The sequence below is a fragment of the uncultured Parasphingorhabdus sp. genome, assembly GCF_963975735.1.
In the GTDB taxonomy this organism is placed as follows: domain Bacteria; phylum Pseudomonadota; class Alphaproteobacteria; order Sphingomonadales; family Sphingomonadaceae; genus Parasphingorhabdus.
Genome location: NZ_CAXBIA010000026.1, coordinates 1 through 20,591 on the forward strand (window position 1 = coordinate 1; position 20,591 = coordinate 20,591).

A 20,591-nucleotide genomic window follows, 5' to 3' on the forward strand; every position below is an offset into this window, starting at 1 on the left:
TCGCCTTGGCATGTTTGACGACGCCGCCGATATAATGGAGGCACATTTCCGACAGTCCGGCATATTCATTGCCGGCGAACAGGGGCTTGCCGTCTTTCCAGATCGACATATGGGTGTGCATGCCGCTGCCGTTATCGTCCTTGATCGGCTTCGGCATGAAGGTTGCGGTCTTGCCATAGGCATGGGCAACCTGCTGTACGACATATTTGTAGACCTGCACCCGGTCGGCGGTTTCGGTCAGCGTACCAAAGGTGATGCCGAGTTCGTGCTGGGCAGAAGCCACTTCATGATGGTGCTTGTCCATCGGCAGGCCCATTTCCAGCATGGTCGCAACCATTTCGCCGCGAATGTCGACGCAGCTGTCAACCGGAGCAACCGGAAAATAGCCGCCCTTGGCGCGCGGGCGGTGACCCATGTTGCCGACATCATAATCGCGGCCGGTGTTGGTCGGCAGCTCGATATCGTCGATCTTGAAGCCGGAACGGTCGTAGCCGGTTTCGAATTTCACGTCGTCAAACATGAAAAATTCCGGTTCCGGTCCGACATAGATGGTGTCGCCGATGCCGGTCGATTTCAGATAGGCTTCGGCGCGGACAGCGGTCGACCGCGGATCGCGATTGTACAGCGAGCCGTCACCCGGTTCGACGATATTGCAGACCAGGATCATCATCGGCGTGGCGGAGAACGGGTCCATATACATCGCGTCGAGGTCGGGGCGCAGGATCATGTCGGATTCGTTGATCGCTTTCCAGCCCTCGATCGAGCTGCCGTCGAACATGAAGCCTTCTTCCAGCACATCTTCGTCGATGATGCCGGCGCACATCGACAGATGCTGCCATTTGCCGCGTGGATCGGTGAACCGGACATCGACCCATTCGATCTCGTGTTCCTTGATCATTTTAACAATATCGGATGCTGTATTGCCCATTTTTTAGTCCCTTGATTGTGATGTGTTTGGATGGTGTGCGATAGAAATCAGATGGCGTCGTTGTCGCGCTCGCCGGTGCGGATGCGCAGAGCGGCTTCGACCGGAATGACAAAGATCTTGCCGTCGCCGATACGGCCGGTCTGGGCCGCTGCGGCAATCGCTTCGACCGTGCGGTCGGCAAGACTGTCCTCGACCACCACTTCCAGCTTCACCTTGGGCAGGAAGTCGACAACATATTCGGCGCCGCGATATAATTCGGTATGGCCTTTCTGCCGGCCAAAGCCTTTGGCCTCGGTCACGGTGATACCGGAAACGCCGACTTCGTGCAGCGCTTCTTTGACTTCGTCCAGTTTGAAGGGCTTGATGATGGCTTCAATCTTTTTCATTTTTTACGTCCCCGTGTACCAACTCTTCGGCGATTCCTCCCGCACAGGAGCAAGACACCTTGGCCGGGCACAATTGCCCGATACTATTCAATTACCATGCCAGAATTGATTCGTCTGCAGAATCACCGGAATGCTTGGTGCCATAGCTAATGCCTAATGCGACCACTGACAATGCCGACCAAAAAACAGGCATTTATGGGCAGGCGCGCCTATTTTTTAGGCAGGGGTTTCGCGCTGACGGGCAGCGCGAAACCTAGCGCGGCGTCGGAGCTGTCATTTCGGGCAGATTGGCCTTTGTCCAGTTTGACCGGTTCACCACATAATGGCGGATATTCTCCACCTGGGTGGCGCTGAGCTGCGATCCGAAGCTGACCATACCTGCATGTTTCAACGCGCCGCCGGTAACAACCGATGCCCAGGCATCCGTATCCGGCAGCACCCCGCTGACCCGGAGGTCAGGCGTGAAGCCGTTGCCGATGGCGCTGTCGCCGTGACAGACCAGACAATTGCGGCCGAAGAGGGCCTTGCCGGCTGCGATCTGTTCCGGCGTTCCGGTCTGAACCGGCGGATCCCAGACGACTTCGCCTTTTTCAGGCAGCGCCGGCAGTTTCGCCTTGCCGCCCAGTTTCATCACCACCAGTCGCGGGATGTTGGGCAGCTGGCGGGTGACGCCGCCAGCAACGCCGGCAACCAGCGGGAAAGCACCGCCCTTGCTGGTCAGGAAGGCGACATATTGTTCGCCGTCGATCATATAGGTGGAAGGGGCGCTGACGATGCCGGACTGCATCTCCATGCTCAGCAACTCCTTGCCCTTGTCGGCGGAATAAGCCTTGAACAGGCCGGTGCTGGTGCCCTGGAATACCAGATTACCGGCAGTGGTCATCGTGCCGCCATTCCATGCCGCTGGATAATCCTTGCTCCATGCGACCTTGCCGGTTTTCGGATCGAACGCGACCAGCTTGCCGGTGGTTGCGGCAATCGCGGCCTTGTAAAATTCCTTGTCGTCGGGCAACTGGCCGATCGACCAGCCGATGCCGACGTTGAAGCCCAGCCGTTCGCGCTTCTTGTCAATCTCGCTGACCGGCACGTCATAGCCCTGCGGGATTTGCTGGGCAGGGATGTAGACGAGGCCCGTCTTGGGATTATAGCTCATCGGATGCCAGTTATGGGCGCCAAGTGCGCCGGGAATGGCGATGAACGGCTTGCCGGTTTTATAGAAGCGCGCGTCGGGGTTTTCGATCGGGCGACCGGTGTCGAGATCATAGCCGGTGGCCCAGTTGATGCCGTCAACATAAGGCTCAGCGCTGATTAAAGTACCGTCGATCCGGTCGATGACAAAGAAGAACCCGTTCTTCGGCGCGTGGTAGAGCACTTTGCGCATCTTGCCATCGATTTCGAGCTCGGCCTGAATGATATGCTGGGTTGCGGTATAGTCCCAGGTTTCCGCCGGTGTTTCCTGATAATGCCAGAGATATTTTCCGGTATCGGGATTGACCGCGACGACCGAGGAGAGGAACAGATTGTCGCCTTCGCCGCCGGAGCGCAGGCCGTGGTTCCACGGATTGCCATTGCCGACGCCGAAATAGAGCTGGTCGAGATCCTCGTCATAGACGATGCTGTCCCAGACCGTGCCGCCGCCGCCGGAAACCTTCCATTCGCCGTCGCTCCAGGTCTTGGCCGCCGCTTTTGCGAAAATCTCGTCGCTCGCCGCGCCGTCCGGTTCGCCCTTCGGATTGGGCACGGTGTAGAAACGCCATTTCATAGTGCCGTCGCGGACATCATAAGCGGACAGATAACCGCGCACACCGAATTCCGCGCCGCCATTGCCGATGATCACCATATTCTTGACCACCCGCGGTGCGCCTGTGATGGTGTAGGGTTTGCTGTTATCGGTGGTCTGGGTTTCCCACAGTCGCGCGCCGGTAATCGCGTCGAGCGCGATCAGGCGGCCGTCGATGGTCCCAAAGAATAATTTGCCGTTCCTGATCGCGACGCCGCGATTGACGACATCGCAGCAGGCGTCGACCGCTTTTTCGCCCGAGACTTCCGGATCATAAGACCAGAGTTCCTCGCCGGTTTTTGCGTCGTACGCGAATATCTTCGACCAGGCGGTGGAGATATAGAGCTTGCCGTCGACGACCACCGGTGTCGCTTCTTGGCCGCGCGCATCAGGCAGGTCCTTGAACCAGGCGATGCCCAGTTGGTCGACATTGCTTTCATTAATTTGATCGAGCGGGCTGTGGCGCTGTTCCTTGGCGTCAAAGCCGATATTGTCCCAGTCCGCGTTGGTGACCGCATCGGTCGCCGCCGGCTCGCTGGTCTGCTTCTGGCAAGATACCAGCAATAGTGGAGCCAATAACAATCCCAGCCTGCGCATCACCCGTCTCCTAAAACTGCCGGACGGTTAGCCATCCCTGCAATTTAACTGACTAGCTAAACCGAGGGCGGTTGGTCAAGGACTATAGAAAGACGCGTCCGCTCCGCGCGATTCACCGGGCTGGCCGCGTTTGCGAATCCGCGAATTCGGGATCGCCGGCTATGCCTCGGCCAGACTGGCGAGTCTCAGTTCCATGCCATGGCCGCTGGCGCGCCAGTCGAGCGATGCGCCGAGCGAGGTCGCCAGCGAATTGATCACGCGCGTTCCCAGACCCGATGCCGACGCGGCGAGCGCGGCATCCTTGGTGTCCGCCGATCCATTGTCCTTGCAGACGATCGACCATTGATCCTCTGCCGTCGTAATCACGAACTCGATTCTGCCCCCGGCATCCGACAGTCCGTGTTTCACGCTGTTCGACACAAATTCGTTGACGATCAGCAGCAGGCCGTTCGCCAGATGCGGGGACGCCCGTCCCCCGCGCACATCGGCGGACAGCGAAACACCTTCGGGAAGCAATTGCTCGAGATCCATGCAGACCCGGCGGAACAGCGATTCTAGGTCGACCGACTGGCCCTCTTCGAGATCGTGCAATTCGGCGTGCAGCGACGACAGCGACCGGATTCGCATGCTCGCGTCTTCCATCGCGATCCGCACCTTCTCGTCCGGTGCGGCGCGTGCCTTCATCGAAAATAGCGAGCCGATCGAAGCCAGTGAATTTTTCACCCGATGGTCGATTTCACGGCGCAGCATCTGCTCTCTTTCCAGCGCCTGGCGCAAATCCAGTTCCCGCATCACCTGGTGCGAGAGCGCCGTGATCACCTTGCGCTGCAAGTCGCTGAGCACGCGCGGCTGGTGGTCGAGCACGCACAGGGTGCCGAGCGGCAGCCCGTTGCTCCCCTTCAACACCGCACCGGCGTAAAAACGGAATCCGGGATCGCTGGTACAGAGAGGATTGTCCGCCATCCGCAGGTCGGCGAGCGTATCGGGGATTTCGACGAAATCGTCCTGCAATATCACATGGCCGCACAGGCTGGTTTCGAGCGGGGTCGACCGCACGCCCAGACCCGTTTCCGCCTTGAACCACTGCCGGTCCTTGTCGATGAAATTGACCACCGAGACCGGCGCTTCACACAATAGCGCTGCCAGTTCGACAATCTCGTCAAACGCCTGCTCGCGGTCGGTGTCGAGTATGCCATAGCGGCGAAGTTCGCGGAGACGCTCTGTCTCCTGGGGGTGCTGTTCGGGCTTCATCTCGCGTTATTAGCAGATTGTTTTGGCGAGGGAAGAGCCTCCTACCATGCCCGCACTGAAAGCGGGCCGAATTTTTGCCGATCGACCGCTGTTTGCGATCAGACCGGCATGCATCTCAGGTTTTCTGCCATTCTCGCGACATTCGCAAATCGCGGAGTGCAGAAGGTCCAAACATTGCGCGGGCTACTCCGACAGATGGCGCGCGCGTGATTTTCGTAGTTCGCTGCACCACCGGACCGGTGAGAAATTCAATTTGCAACATCATGTAAATTATTGAGATACAGTCTTTTTTCTGGCAGCATTTTATCATTCGCTAACTTTTGCCCGCTATCGGCTTTGGTTAGATATAGAGGCCAGTCTGTAGAATGAAAATGGAACAGTTCAACATTGAGAAGAGCCATAAACTTGGCTTTTCGGGCAATGAATCGCAAAGCTTTTTTGACCGCATCAGCGCGCGCATCTTTCACCAGAACAAGGATCTGGATAGCGCGACTGGCATGTCCAGCCTGAGAACAACCGAAGCATTGCTGCTTCTTCAAAATTATGAAGAAACGCGGCAGGGCTGGTTCTGGTCAACGGACAAGGCCGGTAATATAACCTATATTACCGAGACATTGGCGGAGGTGATGAACAAGTCTCAGGCAGAATTGCTGGGAACTCCGTTTTTCGAACTATTTGCAAAGCCCGAAGACGGCGTGCCCAACCAGAGGACGTTGCCGTTCATGTTGGCGAAGCAATGCCGGTTCAACGACCTGAAACTGAAAGCCGTGATCGGGGAAGAGGATCGCTGGTGGTCGATCTCCGGGAAGCCGCAGCTGGACAAGGCCGGTGAATTTGTCGGCTATCGAGGCAATGGCAAGGACATAACGGCGCAGCAAAGATCGGAAGAAGAATCCTCCCGTCTGGCGATGTTCGATTCATTGACCGGTTTGGCAAATCGCACGTCAGCGTCGAAAACGCTCGCATCCACACTTTCTACTTTCAAGCAACAAAAGCGGACCTGCGGGATATTGCTGGTTGATCTGGACCGTTTCAAGCAGGTTAACGATACCATGGGTCATCTTGCCGGAGATGAACTGCTGAAGCAGGTCGCCAAGCGGTTGTTGAAAGCGGTCGACAAGCGCGGTGAAGTATGCCGGATCGGTGGTGACGAGTTTCAAATCCTGCTTCCGGACATGGATGACCGTGGCGAGCTTGGCAATCTTTCCGACAACATTATCTCGAGCCTGTCTGCCCCTTATACGGTGGATGGCTCGCGATGCATTATCGGGGCATCGATCGGTATTGCAATCAGTCCGTTTGACGGGATGGTGAGTGAGGATCTGATCCACAGCGCCGATCTCGCTCTCTATGCTGCAAAAGGCAGCGGACGCGGCCGCTTTCATTTTTTCTCGGAAGATTTGCAACAATCGGCAAAAGATCGCAGGATTCTGGAAGACGATCTGCGTGACGCCCTGTCCAACGACCAATTGTCCCTGGCCTATCAGCCGATCGTCAATGCAAAAAACGATGTTGTGCGCGGCGTGGAAGCGCTGATGCGCTGGAACCATCCCGAACGGGGTCCAATCTCTCCCGCGCTCTTCATCCCCATTGCCGAAGAGGCAAATCTCATCAAAACTTTGGGCGAATGGGCTTTGAACAGGGCCTGTCAGGATGCCGTGAAATGGCCGAGCAAATTCATCGTTGCGGTGAATGTTTCACCGATCCAGTTCGCCGATGACAAACTGCCGGCCATTGTAACCAGTGCGTTGAAGAAATCCGGTCTTCCGGCTGGACGGCTGGAACTGGAAATCACCGAAAGCGTGTTTCTGGAAGGTTCGGAAAAGACAGAGAAGATGTTCGTCGATCTGAAGAATATCGGAGTTCGGCTGGCGCTTGACGATTTTGGTACCGGATATTCGTCGTTGAGCTATTTGCAAACGGCGCCCTTTGACAAAATCAAGATCGACCAGAGCTTTGTTCGCGGCGCTACCATTCCAGGATCACGCAATGGTGCCATTATTTCTGCGATTGTCGCTCTTGCCGAAGCACTGGATATGGAAACGACAGCCGAGGGCATAGAAGCGATGGACGAGCTTGCATGGATCCGCGAGCTCAATGTCAGTCATGTTCAGGGCTTTGTCTACAGCAAGGCGGTCGAGGCCGAAGAACTGGTGCGGCTGGTGGAAAAAGGTGACTGGATCGTTACGCCAAACGGCCCGGCCAAGTTTCGCCATGATCGTATTTCGATGTATCGCAAAGTCCGGGCGGTCCATGAAAATCACTGCTATTCTCTCATGATACGCAATATATCGGAGACCGGCGCACTGCTGGAAGGGCTGTGGGATGTGCCTGTCGGTACCAAATTTGTAATTGATTTCGGTGAGGGGCAGCTCGCTGTCGCGGTGGTGCGTCGTTCCGACAAGCGGCAACAGGGCATCGAATTCGAGCGGCGTCTGGTAAGCGACGGAAATGGCGGTCTGTGCACCAGCCGCCGGGTCTCTCCCTATCTGATCGCGGAAGCGGGGATGCAGATTCCCAATATACCGGTCGATTTCTATCCGAAATCCAGCTTTCCAACTTCGGTCGACTCTATCCCGAGCTTCTACACGTCCAACGACAAAAAATAGCTTTCGTCGACCGTGGTCGATGACCGACTATCGCTACCGGTCTGCTGCCGGATCACTGAAGATGGAATAGCCGTTCGCCTGCGATGATCGCGCCCCTTGGCGCTGGCTCCGTTAACGGCTCGCCGTAATGCCCTCACGGGCTGTCCGCAGAACCGGCCCTATTGCCGCCCATGTTCATCCGCCAGACAGGATCACCTGCCAATCACGCTATTCACATGTCCACATGCGGCTTTTGTGCCGCCTCATCTCGTGCCGTGAACCGAAGGGGAGCATCACAGACGGCACAGCATCGCGAGCCCGGCCGGACGAACCGCTCCGGTACGGCTAAATCAAAATATCGATTGAAGGAGAATAATGATGAACGACATTTCCCGAAACAGGAGAATAAGCGTCCTGCTCGCCACGGTTGCCATATTGGCATCGGGCAGTGCATCCGCGCAGTCGGCGGCGGAGAGAGAAGATATTATCGTCACTGGCCAGCAGGAAGCCGAGGCGGCCAATATCGCCATGGACCTGTCCCAAGCGCCCGAGGGACCCGAGATCGAAGGCATTATCTCCGCCCGCAGCGCCGACAGATTGCAGGTGACGGCAGAGGACGGTACAAGAACGATCGTCGCCTTCACCGACGCCACAGAAATAAAGGCCAGCAAGGGCCTGCTCGGCCTGGGACGCAAGGCGCTTGGTGCTGATGCGCTGCTCAACGGCTTGCCCGTCAGCGTCGACACGGTGCAGATCGGCAGCGATCTGGTCGCGAGCAAGATCAATCTGCGCAACAGCGATCTCAAGACCGCCAATATGATCCACAATGGCACTGCCCAGGGTTTTGCCGAACAGACCGCCGCGACCGAAGCATTGCGCAGCCGCGTCAGCGATATCGACCAGTATAATGTCAAGGGCACGACCAATGTCCATTTCGATACCGGCAAGGCGACCCTTTCCGCTCGCGGCAAGGCCGATCTGTGCGCCACTGCGGATGCGGCTGAGGAAATGAACAACGCTTTGATCCTGGTCGTCGGCTATACCGATTCCACCGGCGATTATGAATATAATCAGCAGCTCAGCGAAAAACGCGCCAGCCGCGTGGTCAATTATATCCAGCAGAATTGCGGCTGGAAACCTTACCGCATGCTGACCCCGACCGGCATGTCCGAAGCCGATCCGCTCGGCAGCAACGACACCGCCAGCGGCAAGGCGCAGAACCGCCGCGTTGCGGTGAATATCTTGGTCAGCAAGGGCCTCGACGGCCTTTAAACCAATGCAGCACTGAACAACGCGGGGCGGGTACGCCCGCCCCGTAAGCTGACAGCATGGATCAGGCGAAGCGCCGCCCTATGTTGTTGTGGAAGCCTTCGCCAGTTCGCGAAAGCGGATGCCGGGTTCAGTCGCCCTGCCGTTCCTCGCTTCTGCGATCCCCTTTTCGCCGTTCCCCCGTGCGCCGCTCCGGTCCGCGGTAATTCGGATCGTCATGTACGCGGCGGTCTGCTTTGCGAGGGTCAGACGATGAGTCCCCGTCCCGATTATTACTAGACATATCGTTTGTTCTCCCCGAACAAATTATAGCGCCCTTTCAAAAGGTTACTTCATCTAGTCTTGTCTGTAAACAATATTGTCGCAGCCTGTATTTGACCCTCGTCTATCGGGAGCCTTCATGCGGGGAAATACCGCCAAGATCGGCGCGCAGCGCGGGATCAGCGCTGTTTCTTGGCAATGGTCGCGTTGAAGTCCGGATCCTTTTTCGCTACCCAATTGACAAATTTGCGCACCACCGGATCGGCGAGCAGCGCGTCGACGTCCATGGCGTGGCGCTGCAATTCGCTATTGGTGAAATGGGTGATGATGGTCTGCTGGCAGATCGGATGCATCGGCACCGTATCGCGCCCGCCCCGGCTTTTCGGCACCGGATGATGCCAGACGATGGTCTTGCCGGTCGGCCGCGCGCACAGCCAGCAGGCGGGCGCCTCCGCCGGAGCCTCTTCCGCGTCGGACTGCAGATCCTGCCAGCCGCCATGTTTCGAATGTTTGCGGGCCATCGGGTATTGCCTGTGTTGGTGGGGTGTGAGAGGATCACCTAAGCCCACCCGGCGGCAAATGCCAGACAAAGCAGCCCACTCCCGCTCAGGGACGGCTGTCCTTGCGCTGCTCGGCGGGATAGTCCTCCGGTTTGACGGTCGAAACATTGGGCCGGTCGCTAACCTTTTCAGGCGGCTGCCCGCCGGGCGTCTCCTCATCACCGTCCTGTTTCGGCCGGTCCTCGGACCCGCCATAGGTGCCGCCGGCCTTGCCGGTGTTCATGCCATAGGAACTGTCCGGCCGGTGCGGCGTCCCAGGCGCAGCGCCGGGATTTTCCCGTTCATATTCGTGGTGATGCTTTTCATTCTCATCCTTGCGAGCCATGTCACTTTCTCCGTTTTCGGGGCGTGTAGGAAATTTACGCTGCGGGCGGGGGAAGGTTCCGTTGGGGACCGGACTTGCGGCCCCACTCCCGCTCAACCGTCTTTACAATCCCCGCCTGCACCAATAGTATGACGATCCATCTGCAAGGAGCAACAGCCATGGCCACCGTCCGCAAAACCATCACGCTCAGCGCGAGCCAGGACGCGTGGATCAAATCCCGGATCGCCGGCGGCGAATTTACCAATGACAGCGAATATATCCGCGATCTGGTCAAGCGCGACCAGTCGCAGCAGGACCGGCTGGCCACGTTGCGCGCAGCGATAGCCGAGGGCCTCGACAGCGGCACCAGCGACCAGTCGCTGGACGACATATGGAGCGCCGCCGAAGACCGTGCCGCCCATGGCTGAACTGCGCCTGAGCAGGCGCGCCGCCAGCGATCTGGCCGAAATAGCCGATTATACGATTGCCGAATTCGGCATCGATCAGGCCCGGCGCTATCGCGACCAGTTGCACGCCTGTTTCCAGTCCCTGCTCGCCAACCCCGCGCTCGGTCGCAGCGCGGAGGAAGTCACCCCGGGCCTGCGCCGCATCCGCCAGCAGGCGCATGTTGTGTTTTATCGGGGTGAGCGGGATGGGGTGTTGATCGTGCGTGTGCTGCATCACAGCATGGATTTTGAGCGGCATCTATGATGGTATCGAGTTAAAGAATGCTTTGAGATTTTGGACTGTGAGTTTGGTGTATTTGGGAAACTGTCTCCCTAATAACTGAATAAAATTAGTGCCGAGATTCGGCACTGTTACCTTTCAGATTTCCAGTCAAATTTTGCTGCCAAGCGTTTCGCGCGGCTGGAAATCCGTTTGCTTTCACAAGTGGCCGCAATGGATAAAGTCCGATTGCGAGTAATTTCTAAATCGAGAAAATATTGTAGATCTCTCCAAGTCATTAAATCGCTCAGGTTTTCGAGCGTTTCTATGAACCCTTCATCGGTTTGGGTAAGTTCGGAAAGCAGGCTATTAGGTCCTTCCCCGTCATCACCTTGCTGCCAAGCATAAAGTAAATTCACGGGGTCAACTGATGCAAGGATTTCAGGTAGAGACATTGATTGAAAACGACCGATCATCAATTTGGACACGGTATCCAATTCGTCCGATTTGAATATCCATTCTACTTCTTGCTTTTTCTGATTTCCGTGCCGGCCTTGGGAAAAAGTTTCGCTCCGAAATAGATTCGTTAGCCATCCGGTTGCGGCTCCTTTTTCAAACATAGAAATGATGGCGTCACTGCGGTCGTCAGCGGTCAAATGAGAAAGCAGGACCGGTACCAACCGTTCCGCGCGATCCCAAATGGAGTTGAACCAATGAAGATCAAATTGTCGGCGGTGGTAAGCCTCGTCTAGTATATTAGAAAAGGCCAATAGGAAGTTCTTGGAGCGCTGGCCATCTAGCGTCTCGGCGTCGAAGCCCGGCATTCTTTCGAATAGGATGTCGGCTTTACTCAACGAACCTTCAGGAGCTTTTTTATGCCATTCAAGGATAAGTGAGCCGGTATCCAGCTGACCGCTATCGGCAGCCAGCCACAGTTCGTTTAACTCTTGCTGAGTCAGCGCATGAGTTGGCCCGGACATTGCGAAATAAAGTCGATAATGATCTGGACTGGCCAACCGATGTTCTCGAATTGCTTCGTCTCGGGTGGTGTCGGCTACCCTCTGGTGCAGCTTGAATTTACTGCCATTTTCGGCAAAGTCGATGTCGAGCCCTGCTAACTGTTGAGCGAAATAATGCCGATACTGAAGGTCGTCAAAGTAAGATTCTCCAACGGTATTGAGCAACTTCTTTGTGTCTTCTGCTCTATCATGTTCCTCCACCCGCGCCGTTCCAAGTGACAACACCGCCGCCGTCGCGCAGTAATCTTCAATCCACCGGTAAAGTGACGGATTTCCATCTTTTATGAGTAACAGCCATACTAAATCTGCCAAATCGGCTTTAGAATCTCGTAGCGGCGGCCAAAAAAAACGAATTGAGTCCAATGTTCTAACCACTGAACGTGGCGTTCGGAGCTGACGACCCCCCTCATAATCCAAGACTGATTTTAATCTTGAATGCTCATCATCCGTCTTGGTTGATGCAATTGCCTTGAGTTCGTCACTGAACCATTGGCGCAGTTGAAATGATTCGGGTTTTGGAACCATTACGGTCAACTGCACAATTTTCTCTAGGTAGGCATGACCATCTTGAACCCGCGCCGCCTTTTCTATGCTACGGGATAGAATTTCGCTATCGTAGCAAAGCAAGTAGATGACGTTAGGAAAGTCAGCAACAGAACGCGCCAGCCGAAGGACCTCAATAACCTCGGCGGGTTCCAGTCGGTCAACATCATCTATCGTGATCACAAATCGATGCCCTAGGTCCCCAAGAGATCGGACAAGCTTCTCTTTTAGTTTATCCAGTGAGTGATCATCTGCTTTGTCCTTAGTCGCTTCTCGCCCACCTTTGAGCAAGCCCCCTATAAACTTTGCCGGCTTATAGTCGGCGGCATTTCCGGCAACTTCAACCAGTTCGCCTGCCCTGCCTATTGCAGCGGTAAATTTTCTCAGCGCCTCTGCGGTCACTTTAACCTTAGCTGCAGTAGAATCGGTCGCATCTCCTTTGGAAAGCTTTATGTCTGCTATGGCGTGTGAAATTGACCCAAAAAGGCTCGTAAGCAACGCATCTCGGTTTCCGACCAACCAAGGTCGAAAATTGATCACTGTTGGTTGCTTATCTGTAGGGAGTTTTCCAAGAGCTTCTTCGATCAAGCCGAGTAGACTCGATTTTCCCGAACCCCATGCACCTTCGATACCGATGACAAGGCCGCCGTCACATCCATGATCGACTAAAGATAGAGCAATCCGGTTTGCAACGTCACGATAGCCAAGGCGATCATCTTGACCTCTTTGAATTGCTCTGTCACCTATTGGCGATGGGGCATCTGTTTTCTTCACGATGCCGGTATAATCGCTGGCACTCACAAACCAACCACTATCGTAAAATTATTAGAATTACGGTGACACTTTACTTTTTCATGAAGTTACCAAAACTAAGGTGCAAGTGTATTGTAGCGCAATTGGCAGGGCTCAAGATCGGAGTCGAAACAATGAAACACAAAAATCTCACCGGCATCATGACCGCCATCAAGGATGCGACCGCCTTCATTCAGGGCAAGCGGTCCCGCGCATTAGTAGTGCGGCCACCAAAACCAAAACCTAATAAGGCGGGCAATCCAACCCGGCCGCACTCTTCGTAAATATCTCGTTCCCGTCCTCGGTAATCCCGATACTATGCTCGAACTGCGCGGTTAGCGAGCGGTCGCGGGTGACGGCGGTCCAGCCATCATCCAGCATCTTGCAGGCATATTTGCCGATATTGATCATCGGCTCGATGGTGAAGAACATGCCGGGGCGCAGTTCCGGGCCGGTGCCGGGGCGGCCGGCGTGGACGACTTCGGGGGCGTCGTGGAACATTTGCCCCAGACCATGGCCGCAGAAATCGCGGACCACCGAATAGCGGTTGGCTTCGGCGTGGCTCTGGATCGCGTGGGCGACGTCGCCCATCCGGTTGCCCGGTTTCGCCTGCTCGATGCCCAGCATCATGCATTCATAGGTGACCTGGACCAGCTTGCTCGCCTTGATCGGGGTCTTGCCGACCAGATACATGCGGCTGGTGTCACCGTGCCAGCCGTCGACGATCACGGTGACGTCGATATTGACGATATCGCCCTCGACCAGCTTCTTGTCGCCGGGGATGCCGTGGCAGACAACATGGTTGATCGATGTGCAGCAGCTATGGGTAAATCCGCGATAGCCTAGGGTCGCGGGGACCGCTCCGGCGGCGAAAGCCTGTTGCCGGACCATATCGTCGAGCGCGCCGGTGGTTACGCCGGGAACGACGTGGGGGACAAGGCTGTCGAGAATCTCTGCGGCCAGCCGGCCGGCCTTGCGCATGCCCTCGAACGCTTCGGGGCCGTGCAATTTGATCGCGCCGGTGCGGGCGGACGGGGTGGTGTCTTCTACGGTTAGATAGTCTGTCATGGGGCCTATATAAGCATCGCGACCCGTTTTGGCGATACCCCAAAATATCACAGATTTTCGTCGGATATTAACCCGCGCGGTCTATACGGTGGCTTTGAAAAATGACGATGATTTCAGAGGCTTGATGCAATATCGCGTGAAATATATGCTGCTCGGGGCAAGCCTGCTGCTCGGCGGCGGGGAGATCTGGCGGCGGCTGGCGATGCTGGCGACGCCGGAAATCCAGCCGGCGGGGCTTGTCGCCTTTGGCGGATTATTCGTCTTATGCGCGATCAGCCTGACCGGTTTTGCCTTGCTCAGAAGCGGCTGGCTGCGCTGGCCTATGGCGCTGTTGCTGGCGGCGGGATCGATGCTGGTCGACGGCTATCAATGGGCGGTCGGCGATTTCATGGATTACGAGAGCTTTGTCACCATGGTGCAAAGCGCCGGTGATCTCGGCAGCGCGCTGGCGCAGCAGGGCATGGCGCTGGCGCTGGCGGCGGGCAAGGCGTTGCTGCTGTTGCTGGCGGTGGGTCTGAAGCCGTCTGAAGGTGGCGGGCTGTGGGCGCGGGGAGCAAGGTGGGCGGCGCTGCCGATCCTGCTGGGTCTGTCGGTGCTTCTATTCTTTCGCGGCGGGGAGGGGGGCAGCGGCCTGCCATCCTCGCACAGCGGCGCCAGTCTCGCTCTGCTCCACGTCTTTGATGTGGCGACCAGCGAGCGCGGGCCGCGGCAGCAGGTGGCGCTCAAACCCGCTGCGTCGCCGCGCAATTCCGACATCGTATTGATCATCGACGAGAGTATCGCTGGCGCCTATCTCGATATCAACAGCGAGACCGGCGTCTATTCCGGTCTTGCAGGCGGGGCGGCGGGTGGTGAAGTCAGGCCGCCGATCCACAATTTCGGGCTGGCGACCTCGGTCACCCATTGCAGCGTCGGCAGCAATGTCGTGTTGCGCTTCGGCGGGACGCGGGACAATTATCGCAAGACGATCCGCTCCGGTCCGTCGATCTGGGCTTATGCGAAGAGCGCCGGTCTCGGCACCGTCTATCTCGATGCCCAGCGCACCGGCGGCCGCTACCAGAACCGGATGGACGATGCAGAGCGCGCGCTGATCGATCACTGGGAGCAGTTTGCCGATGTCGCGGTGGTCGACCGCGATCATGCGGTGGCGGACAAGCTGGCGGGCTATCTCAACGACGGCAAGCCGCAGCTGATCCTGGTCAACAAGGTCGGCGGCCATTTTCCGGTCAGCGACAAATTTCCGATGAGCCACGCGCGCTACCAGCCGATGCTCAAGCGCGGCCTGATGCCCGATGTCACCGACATGGCGGGCGGCGACAATCTCGACGGCAGAGCGAGCAACTGGCGGCTCTACCGCAACAGCTACCGCAACACCTTGCTATGGAGCGTCGGAGGCTTTTTCGACCGGCTGTTCGCTCAGGCAAATATCGATAGCGCGACGATCCTCTATACATCCGACCACGGCCAGAGCTTCCACGAACGCGGCGACGGCGGAGAGGCGACCCATTGCACCCCCGCTCCGCAGATCGAGGAAGGCATTGTGCCGCTGGTGGTGATCGGTGATGGCGGCGACGAAGGGCAGAACGCACGCTGGGCACAGGCGGCGGCAGCGGGCAGGGACCAGAGCTCGCACTACCGGATATTCCCGACCCTGCTCGGCCTGATGGGCTATGCGGCAAAGGACGTCGCGCCGCTCTACGGCCCCGACCTGCTCGCCGCCGAACCCGACCCGTTCACCTTCAACACCCGCTTCAACGCGCGGCTGGGCAGCGATCCGGCATGGCTGCACGTGCCGCTGGACCAGATCGCGCGGCCGCCGCTTTCCGACTATCGGGCCGGGGCGACAACCGGCACCAAATAACATATTCCCTCACGCGGCATATTCGCTCTATAGCGACGGCATGACACAAGAAAAAATCTGGACCGCCGCGCTGATCGTGATCGGCGATGAAATCCTTTCCGGCCGCACGCAGGACAAGAATATCGCGCAGGTCGCGAGCTGGCTCAACGTGCAGGGCATCCGCCTCGCCGAGGTCCGCGTGGTCGCCGACGACATGGACCATATCGCCGAGGCCGTGAACATCCTGCGCGCCCGCAACGACTATCTGTTCACCACCGGCGGCATCGGCCCGACCCACGACGACATCACCGTCGACGCGATATCAAAGGCGCTCGGTGTCGAGGTCGTGATCCACCCCACGGCCCGCGCGATCCTGGAGAAATATTACGAGAGTCGCGGCGGCATCAACGAAGGCCGGCTGCGCATGGCCCGCGTCCCCGAAGGCGCGGAACTGATCGAGAACCGCATGTCCGGCGCGCCCGGTATCCGCATCGAGAATATGTATCTGATGGCTGGCGTCCCGCACATCACCGCCGGCATGCTCGACGCGCTCACCGGCACGCTCGAGGGCGGCGCGCCTTTGCTCAGCGTCACGCTCGGCGCCTGGGCCCCGGAAAGCGAGATCGCCAGCATCCTCCGCGACGCGGAAAAGGCGCACGAGGGCTGCGTCATCGGCAGCTACCCGTTCTTCCGCAACGGCACCGTCGGCGCGAATTTCGTGGTGCGTTCTACCGAACCGCATGATCTGGAGACCTGTCGCGTGGCGCTCAAGGCCGGACTGGAAGCAGCCGGTTACGAGGTTACCGACGGCGGGATTTGACGTCGTCCCAGCGTAGGCTGGGATCCATACCAATGGCAGCGGTTCACGCAAGTTCGGGACCGGACGCAATATCGGTTTGGGCCCCAGCCTACGCTGGGACGACACTATCTGGTCGCCGGGGTCCAGCCGTCATGGCGCGGCGCGCGGGGTTTTTTTCTCAGCCATGCGCCAATATATATCAGAGCCGCATATCTGTAGGAAAGCCTGTTGGATTTGGGCTGGTTGGCCATGCATCCCCACCCCGTTCGTGTCGAGCGAAGTCGAGACACCTGACAAAACGCGAAGCCCAAACAAAAACGCACCGGATCAGAAACCCGATCCGGTGCGCTGTCGCATCAATATGGATTAGGTGATTTCCTTTAGTCGTCAGTCTCGGCATCGGATTCCGGATTTGCAACAGCTGCAGTGGTTGCATCCGTCTGAATATCGGCGTCCGGCGTTACCGGTGGCTGAGGTTTCGGAGCGGCTGGCGCCACATCATTCAAGGCGTTGAGCACAAAGATCGCTTCATCAATTTTTTCCCACGCGTTATTGTAAACGGCAGGATCGAGAATGGGCTTATCTTGGCTGCTGCTGCGACCATATGCCGACGAGCTGTTTTTCGAGTTCAAAAAGTTTAGCCGGACTTTGGACATTGTGTTGGGCATTTGCTGAATGTACGCGGTCATTCTCGTCTTTCCGGACGCGCTCATTCCCGCCATGGCTTCCAGAAAACCGGTTTTATTCTCGGTTGCACTTGCTGCCGTGATAAAGCCGGTCTGCAAGTCCGCGCTTTCAACCTGATAGCCCAAATCTTGCGTTACCGTCATGACGGCAGAGAATAAGTTGTCTTTCGTCACCTCAAACTCTTTTGACTGGATGGATTGGAGCTCCATCGGCGTCATCGTCGGTTTCTTTTTAGCTTCGGCAGCACCAGCCGAAATCAATGCCATCGCTGAAATGGCAACCAGTAATTTTCTAAACATATTTACCCCCAAGATTAAAAATCGCTCGTTCTGCTGCGAAAGTCAGACACAACATCCGCACCATCAAATTTTATGATCAGTGTCATTGTTCGCGAGCTCTGTGAAAAACCGCTCGCGGAACTGCCTCCCCCGACAAGGAGGATTGTCCAGTAGTTGCTTGACCCAGATGACTGGCTAACGGTTGCATGACGCTGATAAGACCACACTTCAGAACCCGCAGCATCCCGTGTAGTAATGTTGGGTGAACCGAATTTCTCCAAAACTTCAGCTTTGGTTGTTTCGCCCACCTTGAGATTGAGTTGAACATTACCCTGTGTAAGCGCGCTATTTCGTTGATCCACCGGCCCTGCGACTGGACCACAAGCGGCCAATGCGGCCGCGCCGAGTAACGTCAATGACTTGTATCGCATAACGAATCCTTCCCCCCTTTAATGACAGAAATCAGACATTTTCTGACTTCAATATTAAATACCGTTGTATTTAATGGAGAGACATGTGGACGAAAAAAACGAATAGTCAAATAACCAATGTTCCAATCCGGAATAGAAATAAAATATTATGGATAAATTTACATGGATATTACGGGTTTGCGCGCCAGGCCGGGATTTGGCGATGTGGAAATTATTTCTGTTTCCGTTCGTGTCGAGCGAAGTCGAGACACCTGGTTTGCTAGCTGCCGTTCGTCCTGATCCTGTCGAGCCGCAGGCCAGCGTAGCTAAGGACACATCTCGACGAGAGGTGCACTTCGACAGGCTCGGTTCGAACGGAATTCATAACCAGCCAAGCGGACAACCGGCATAGGGATCGGTGCCGACAGCGCCCCAAATTCCAACCCAATCCTCCACCCGCTGGACGCCACGTCGCCACGCTGCCATAATCCCCCGATGTGCAACCATTATCGCAATATTCCCGGCGCGCTCCATACGATCGAAAGCTGGGCCGATTATGTCAGCCATTTCCGGCTCGATGGCGCGGCAGAGGATGTCTGGCCCGGGCGACAGGGCGCGATTGTGCGAGAAGTGGATGGCGCAAAAGTCGCCGAGACCATGCACTGGGGCTTTCCGTGGGTGGGCAAGGGCAAGCGCCCCGGCACCACCAGAAAGATGAACACCACCAATGTCCGCAACCTGCAAAGCCCGCTCTACCGCAATGTCATCAACAAGGCCGAGCATCGCTGCCTGGTCCCCTTTCACCAGTTTGCCGAGCCCAAGCCGGGCGCTGGCCGGGAGGAAGTCTGGTTCAGCGTCAACGAACAGCCGGTGTCCTGCTTCGCCGGTATCTGGAGAAAGCAGGAGGAGGGCGATTGCTACGCCTTTCTGACCTGCGAACCCAATCCGCTGGTGAAGCCGATCCACCCGAAGGCGATGCCGGTGATCCTGCAGCCGGAAGATTACGACCGCTGGCTATCCGGCGACGATGCGGCAGCTCTGCAAGCGCCGTTTCCGTCGCAGCTGATGGCGGTGGTGGGTTAGCCGAGTTGTTCACCGGCGTAGGCGCACAGGCGACTGGCCATGCGGGGCATGGCCATCAAGCCGAGCGCCCAGAACAGTCCTGTCCACTCGGTAATTAGTGCATTTAGCAAACTGTCACCGTAATTCCCATTTTCAATTTTTCGCGGTCAAGCCAGCCAAAGTATCACCGTCACATGTCCATTCGATTGTTCGACTCGTTGCTGAATTGAAGACAAAGAACAGTTGATCCACAAGAAATTGAAAATCTTCTGAATCTCGGTCAAAGTAACTTTTGGGCAGTTCACGACAGAGACCTATGTGAGCATGAAATGGGTTGGTATCCCCCTGTTGAGTGTATCTTGAACAATCATAGACGCGAAATACGCGACGTTCTTCGTCGGCACTTTTAAGGTTTCTTATTTCCTCGACGCCTACCGAAAAGATTACCGCTAAATTGCCAAGATCAGTCCTATTCCGTAATATTGATACTAGGTTTTCTATCGGCAATGATTGGGCGGGATCAAGTCGCCATACCGAAAACTCAGATTCGGCCAGTGATTTTTTCTCAATGAAAGCCCTTTTGATGTTCGTATGTTTGCTATTGATGTGTCTTGGATCAAATGCACCTCTAGCAACCCTCTCCAAATTTTGCAGAGGCCCAGAAGAATGAGCGCAGTTATGAAGTAACTCACATTGACACGGAATAGGGCATGTCATTTATCCGACCAACAATCTCACGGTTTGGTGATCAAATTTCTCAGCGATTGCGAGCTCCGATGACACGTCGAGTTTCCAAGGAAGGTAAGATTTGGCTGAAGGTACCAACGTTCCTATCAGTTTTCGATTACCATTAAATGTAAGCGAAAAACAATAATTTTGATTAGACCAACGAAGAGAAACCGAGCCATCGTCATCAATTTCAGTCAGAGGAAATAGTTTTATTTGTGACAAGACTGACTCAATTGCTTTTATATCTCGTATTACTTCTTTTCTTGGGGTCGGTATCTCATCTACATCCTTTAAACGGCTAAGGCTTCCTATCACGGTATCGAAAACTGTCTTCGATCCTAAAAGATGTGTATTGTAAATAAAGGAAGCATGTTCGGTTGCGCTTGCTTCACGGATTTTGCTTCGCTGGGATGGGATGGGATGCCAATAAAACAAATGCAGCGCTTGTTCTTGCGCGAAAAATTTGGCGATGGCTTTCGAAACGCGATCTTTAGAATTCGACCAAAGCGCCTGAGCTTCAGGGGGAGAGGGTTCGACGGTCCAACCCTTTTTAGAATGCTGCAACGAATGTATTGCCACACTCTCTATCACATTACCCCATACCTCCGGCCGCGTACATGTGACGTCGTTTTGGTCCAGTGTTGTCCATTTGCTTGGTTCAATGACCCTTTGTGAAGTTTCCCTAGATGAACTTGAATGAGGCAAATAGGTGGTGTGAGTAGACTCTTCAGTTTCGTTCAACGAACGATTGCTAGGCCAATACTTTTGGGACGG

At 56.2% G+C, this 20,591-nt stretch carries 18 protein-coding genes; 8 read left to right on the forward strand and 10 right to left on the reverse strand.

Features of this window, described 5'->3' with window-relative positions:
• The 4 genes from AACZ86_RS16000 to AACZ86_RS16015 form a co-directional block, all read right to left on the reverse strand.
• A partial coding sequence (locus tag AACZ86_RS16000; RefSeq protein WP_339694497.1) for a glutamine synthetase beta-grasp domain-containing protein occupies nucleotides 1-928 on the reverse strand: 928 nt, incomplete at its 3' end.
• A 47-nt stretch (nucleotides 929-975) separates the two neighbouring features.
• Nucleotides 976-1,314 (reverse strand): P-II family nitrogen regulator, encoded by a 339-nt coding sequence (locus AACZ86_RS16005; RefSeq protein WP_100092458.1) that lies wholly within the window; start codon nucleotides 1,312-1,314, stop codon nucleotides 976-978.
• 253 nt (nucleotides 1,315-1,567) lie between these two features.
• Nucleotides 1,568-3,691 (reverse strand): PQQ-dependent dehydrogenase, methanol/ethanol family, encoded by a 2,124-nt coding sequence (locus AACZ86_RS16010; protein WP_339694502.1) that lies wholly within the window; start codon nucleotides 3,689-3,691, stop codon nucleotides 1,568-1,570.
• A 159-nt stretch (nucleotides 3,692-3,850) separates the two neighbouring features.
• Nucleotides 3,851-4,942 (reverse strand): histidine kinase dimerization/phosphoacceptor domain -containing protein, encoded by a 1,092-nt coding sequence (locus tag AACZ86_RS16015; protein WP_339694505.1) that lies wholly within the window; start codon nucleotides 4,940-4,942, stop codon nucleotides 3,851-3,853.
• A 371-nt stretch (nucleotides 4,943-5,313) separates the two neighbouring features.
• Here AACZ86_RS16015 and AACZ86_RS16020 point away from each other — a divergent pair, with 371 nt between their 5' ends.
• Nucleotides 5,314-7,551: an EAL domain-containing protein gene (locus AACZ86_RS16020; RefSeq protein ID WP_339694508.1), complete on the forward strand. Its 2,238-nt coding sequence runs from the start codon at nucleotides 5,314-5,316 to the stop codon at nucleotides 7,549-7,551.
• 357 nt (nucleotides 7,552-7,908) lie between these two features.
• Nucleotides 7,909-8,802, forward strand: coding sequence for an OmpA family protein (locus AACZ86_RS16025; protein WP_339694511.1), 894 nt, complete (start codon nucleotides 7,909-7,911; stop codon nucleotides 8,800-8,802).
• Nucleotides 8,803-9,239: 437 nt separating this feature from the next.
• Here AACZ86_RS16025 and AACZ86_RS16030 read toward each other — a convergent pair whose 3' ends face one another.
• Both AACZ86_RS16030 and AACZ86_RS16035 read right to left on the reverse strand, forming a co-directional pair.
• Nucleotides 9,240-9,581, reverse strand: coding sequence for a hypothetical protein (locus tag AACZ86_RS16030; RefSeq protein WP_339694513.1), 342 nt, complete (start codon nucleotides 9,579-9,581; stop codon nucleotides 9,240-9,242).
• An 85-nt stretch (nucleotides 9,582-9,666) separates the two neighbouring features.
• Nucleotides 9,667-9,945 carry a hypothetical protein gene (locus tag AACZ86_RS16035; RefSeq protein ID WP_339694516.1) on the reverse strand — a complete coding sequence of 93 codons (279 nt, stop codon included), beginning with the start codon at nucleotides 9,943-9,945 and terminating at the stop codon, nucleotides 9,667-9,669.
• A gap of 158 nt (nucleotides 9,946-10,103) precedes the next feature.
• Between AACZ86_RS16035 and AACZ86_RS16040 the strand changes: the two genes are divergently transcribed.
• Both AACZ86_RS16040 and AACZ86_RS16045 read left to right on the forward strand, forming a co-directional pair.
• Nucleotides 10,104-10,352 (forward strand): type II toxin-antitoxin system ParD family antitoxin, encoded by a 249-nt coding sequence (locus AACZ86_RS16040; RefSeq protein ID WP_339694519.1) that lies wholly within the window; start codon nucleotides 10,104-10,106, stop codon nucleotides 10,350-10,352.
• Nucleotides 10,345-10,635 carry a type II toxin-antitoxin system RelE/ParE family toxin gene (locus AACZ86_RS16045; RefSeq protein ID WP_339694522.1) on the forward strand — a complete coding sequence of 97 codons (291 nt, stop codon included), beginning with the start codon at nucleotides 10,345-10,347 and terminating at the stop codon, nucleotides 10,633-10,635. The genes AACZ86_RS16040 and AACZ86_RS16045 overlap by 8 nt, the downstream gene beginning before the upstream one ends.
• Before the next feature lie 107 nt (nucleotides 10,636-10,742).
• On the opposite strand, the gene AACZ86_RS16050 is transcribed toward AACZ86_RS16045, so the two are convergent.
• Together AACZ86_RS16050 and map are read right to left on the reverse strand one after the other, a co-directional pair.
• The gene (locus tag AACZ86_RS16050) at nucleotides 10,743-12,953 is read right to left on the reverse strand and encodes a P-loop NTPase fold protein (protein WP_339694525.1); all 2,211 of its coding nucleotides are present in this window, start codon (nucleotides 12,951-12,953) and stop codon (nucleotides 10,743-10,745) included.
• A 234-nt stretch (nucleotides 12,954-13,187) separates the two neighbouring features.
• Nucleotides 13,188-14,012, reverse strand: a complete 825-nt coding sequence (gene map / locus AACZ86_RS16055) for a type I methionyl aminopeptidase (protein ID WP_339694528.1) — start codon at nucleotides 14,010-14,012, stop codon at nucleotides 13,188-13,190.
• 145 nt (nucleotides 14,013-14,157) lie between these two features.
• Between map and AACZ86_RS16060 the strand changes: the two genes are divergently transcribed.
• Together AACZ86_RS16060 and AACZ86_RS16065 are read left to right on the forward strand one after the other, a co-directional pair.
• Complete coding sequence (locus AACZ86_RS16060) at nucleotides 14,158-15,873, forward strand: sulfatase-like hydrolase/transferase (RefSeq protein ID WP_339694545.1); 1,716 nt, start codon at nucleotides 14,158-14,160, stop codon at nucleotides 15,871-15,873.
• Nucleotides 15,874-15,913: 40 nt separating this feature from the next.
• The gene (locus AACZ86_RS16065) at nucleotides 15,914-16,672 is read left to right on the forward strand and encodes a molybdopterin-binding protein (RefSeq protein ID WP_339694530.1); all 759 of its coding nucleotides are present in this window, start codon (nucleotides 15,914-15,916) and stop codon (nucleotides 16,670-16,672) included.
• A 359-nt stretch (nucleotides 16,673-17,031) separates the two neighbouring features.
• Here AACZ86_RS16065 and AACZ86_RS16070 read toward each other — a convergent pair whose 3' ends face one another.
• Nucleotides 17,032-17,637 carry a hypothetical protein gene (locus AACZ86_RS16070; RefSeq protein WP_339694533.1) on the reverse strand — a complete coding sequence of 202 codons (606 nt, stop codon included), beginning with the start codon at nucleotides 17,635-17,637 and terminating at the stop codon, nucleotides 17,032-17,034.
• Between the two features lie 558 nt (nucleotides 17,638-18,195).
• On the opposite strand from AACZ86_RS16070, the gene AACZ86_RS16075 reads away from it, so the two are divergent.
• The gene (locus AACZ86_RS16075) at nucleotides 18,196-18,438 is read left to right on the forward strand and encodes a hypothetical protein (RefSeq protein WP_339694536.1); all 243 of its coding nucleotides are present in this window, start codon (nucleotides 18,196-18,198) and stop codon (nucleotides 18,436-18,438) included.
• Between the two features lie 83 nt (nucleotides 18,439-18,521).
• On the forward strand, nucleotides 18,522-19,109 hold the full coding sequence (locus AACZ86_RS16080; protein ID WP_339694539.1) for an SOS response-associated peptidase family protein: 588 nt from the start codon (nucleotides 18,522-18,524) through the stop codon (nucleotides 19,107-19,109).
• Between the two features lie 696 nt (nucleotides 19,110-19,805).
• Here AACZ86_RS16080 and AACZ86_RS16085 read toward each other — a convergent pair.
• On the reverse strand, nucleotides 19,806-20,591 hold a 786-nt coding region (locus AACZ86_RS16085), incomplete at its 5' end, for a hypothetical protein (protein ID WP_339694542.1).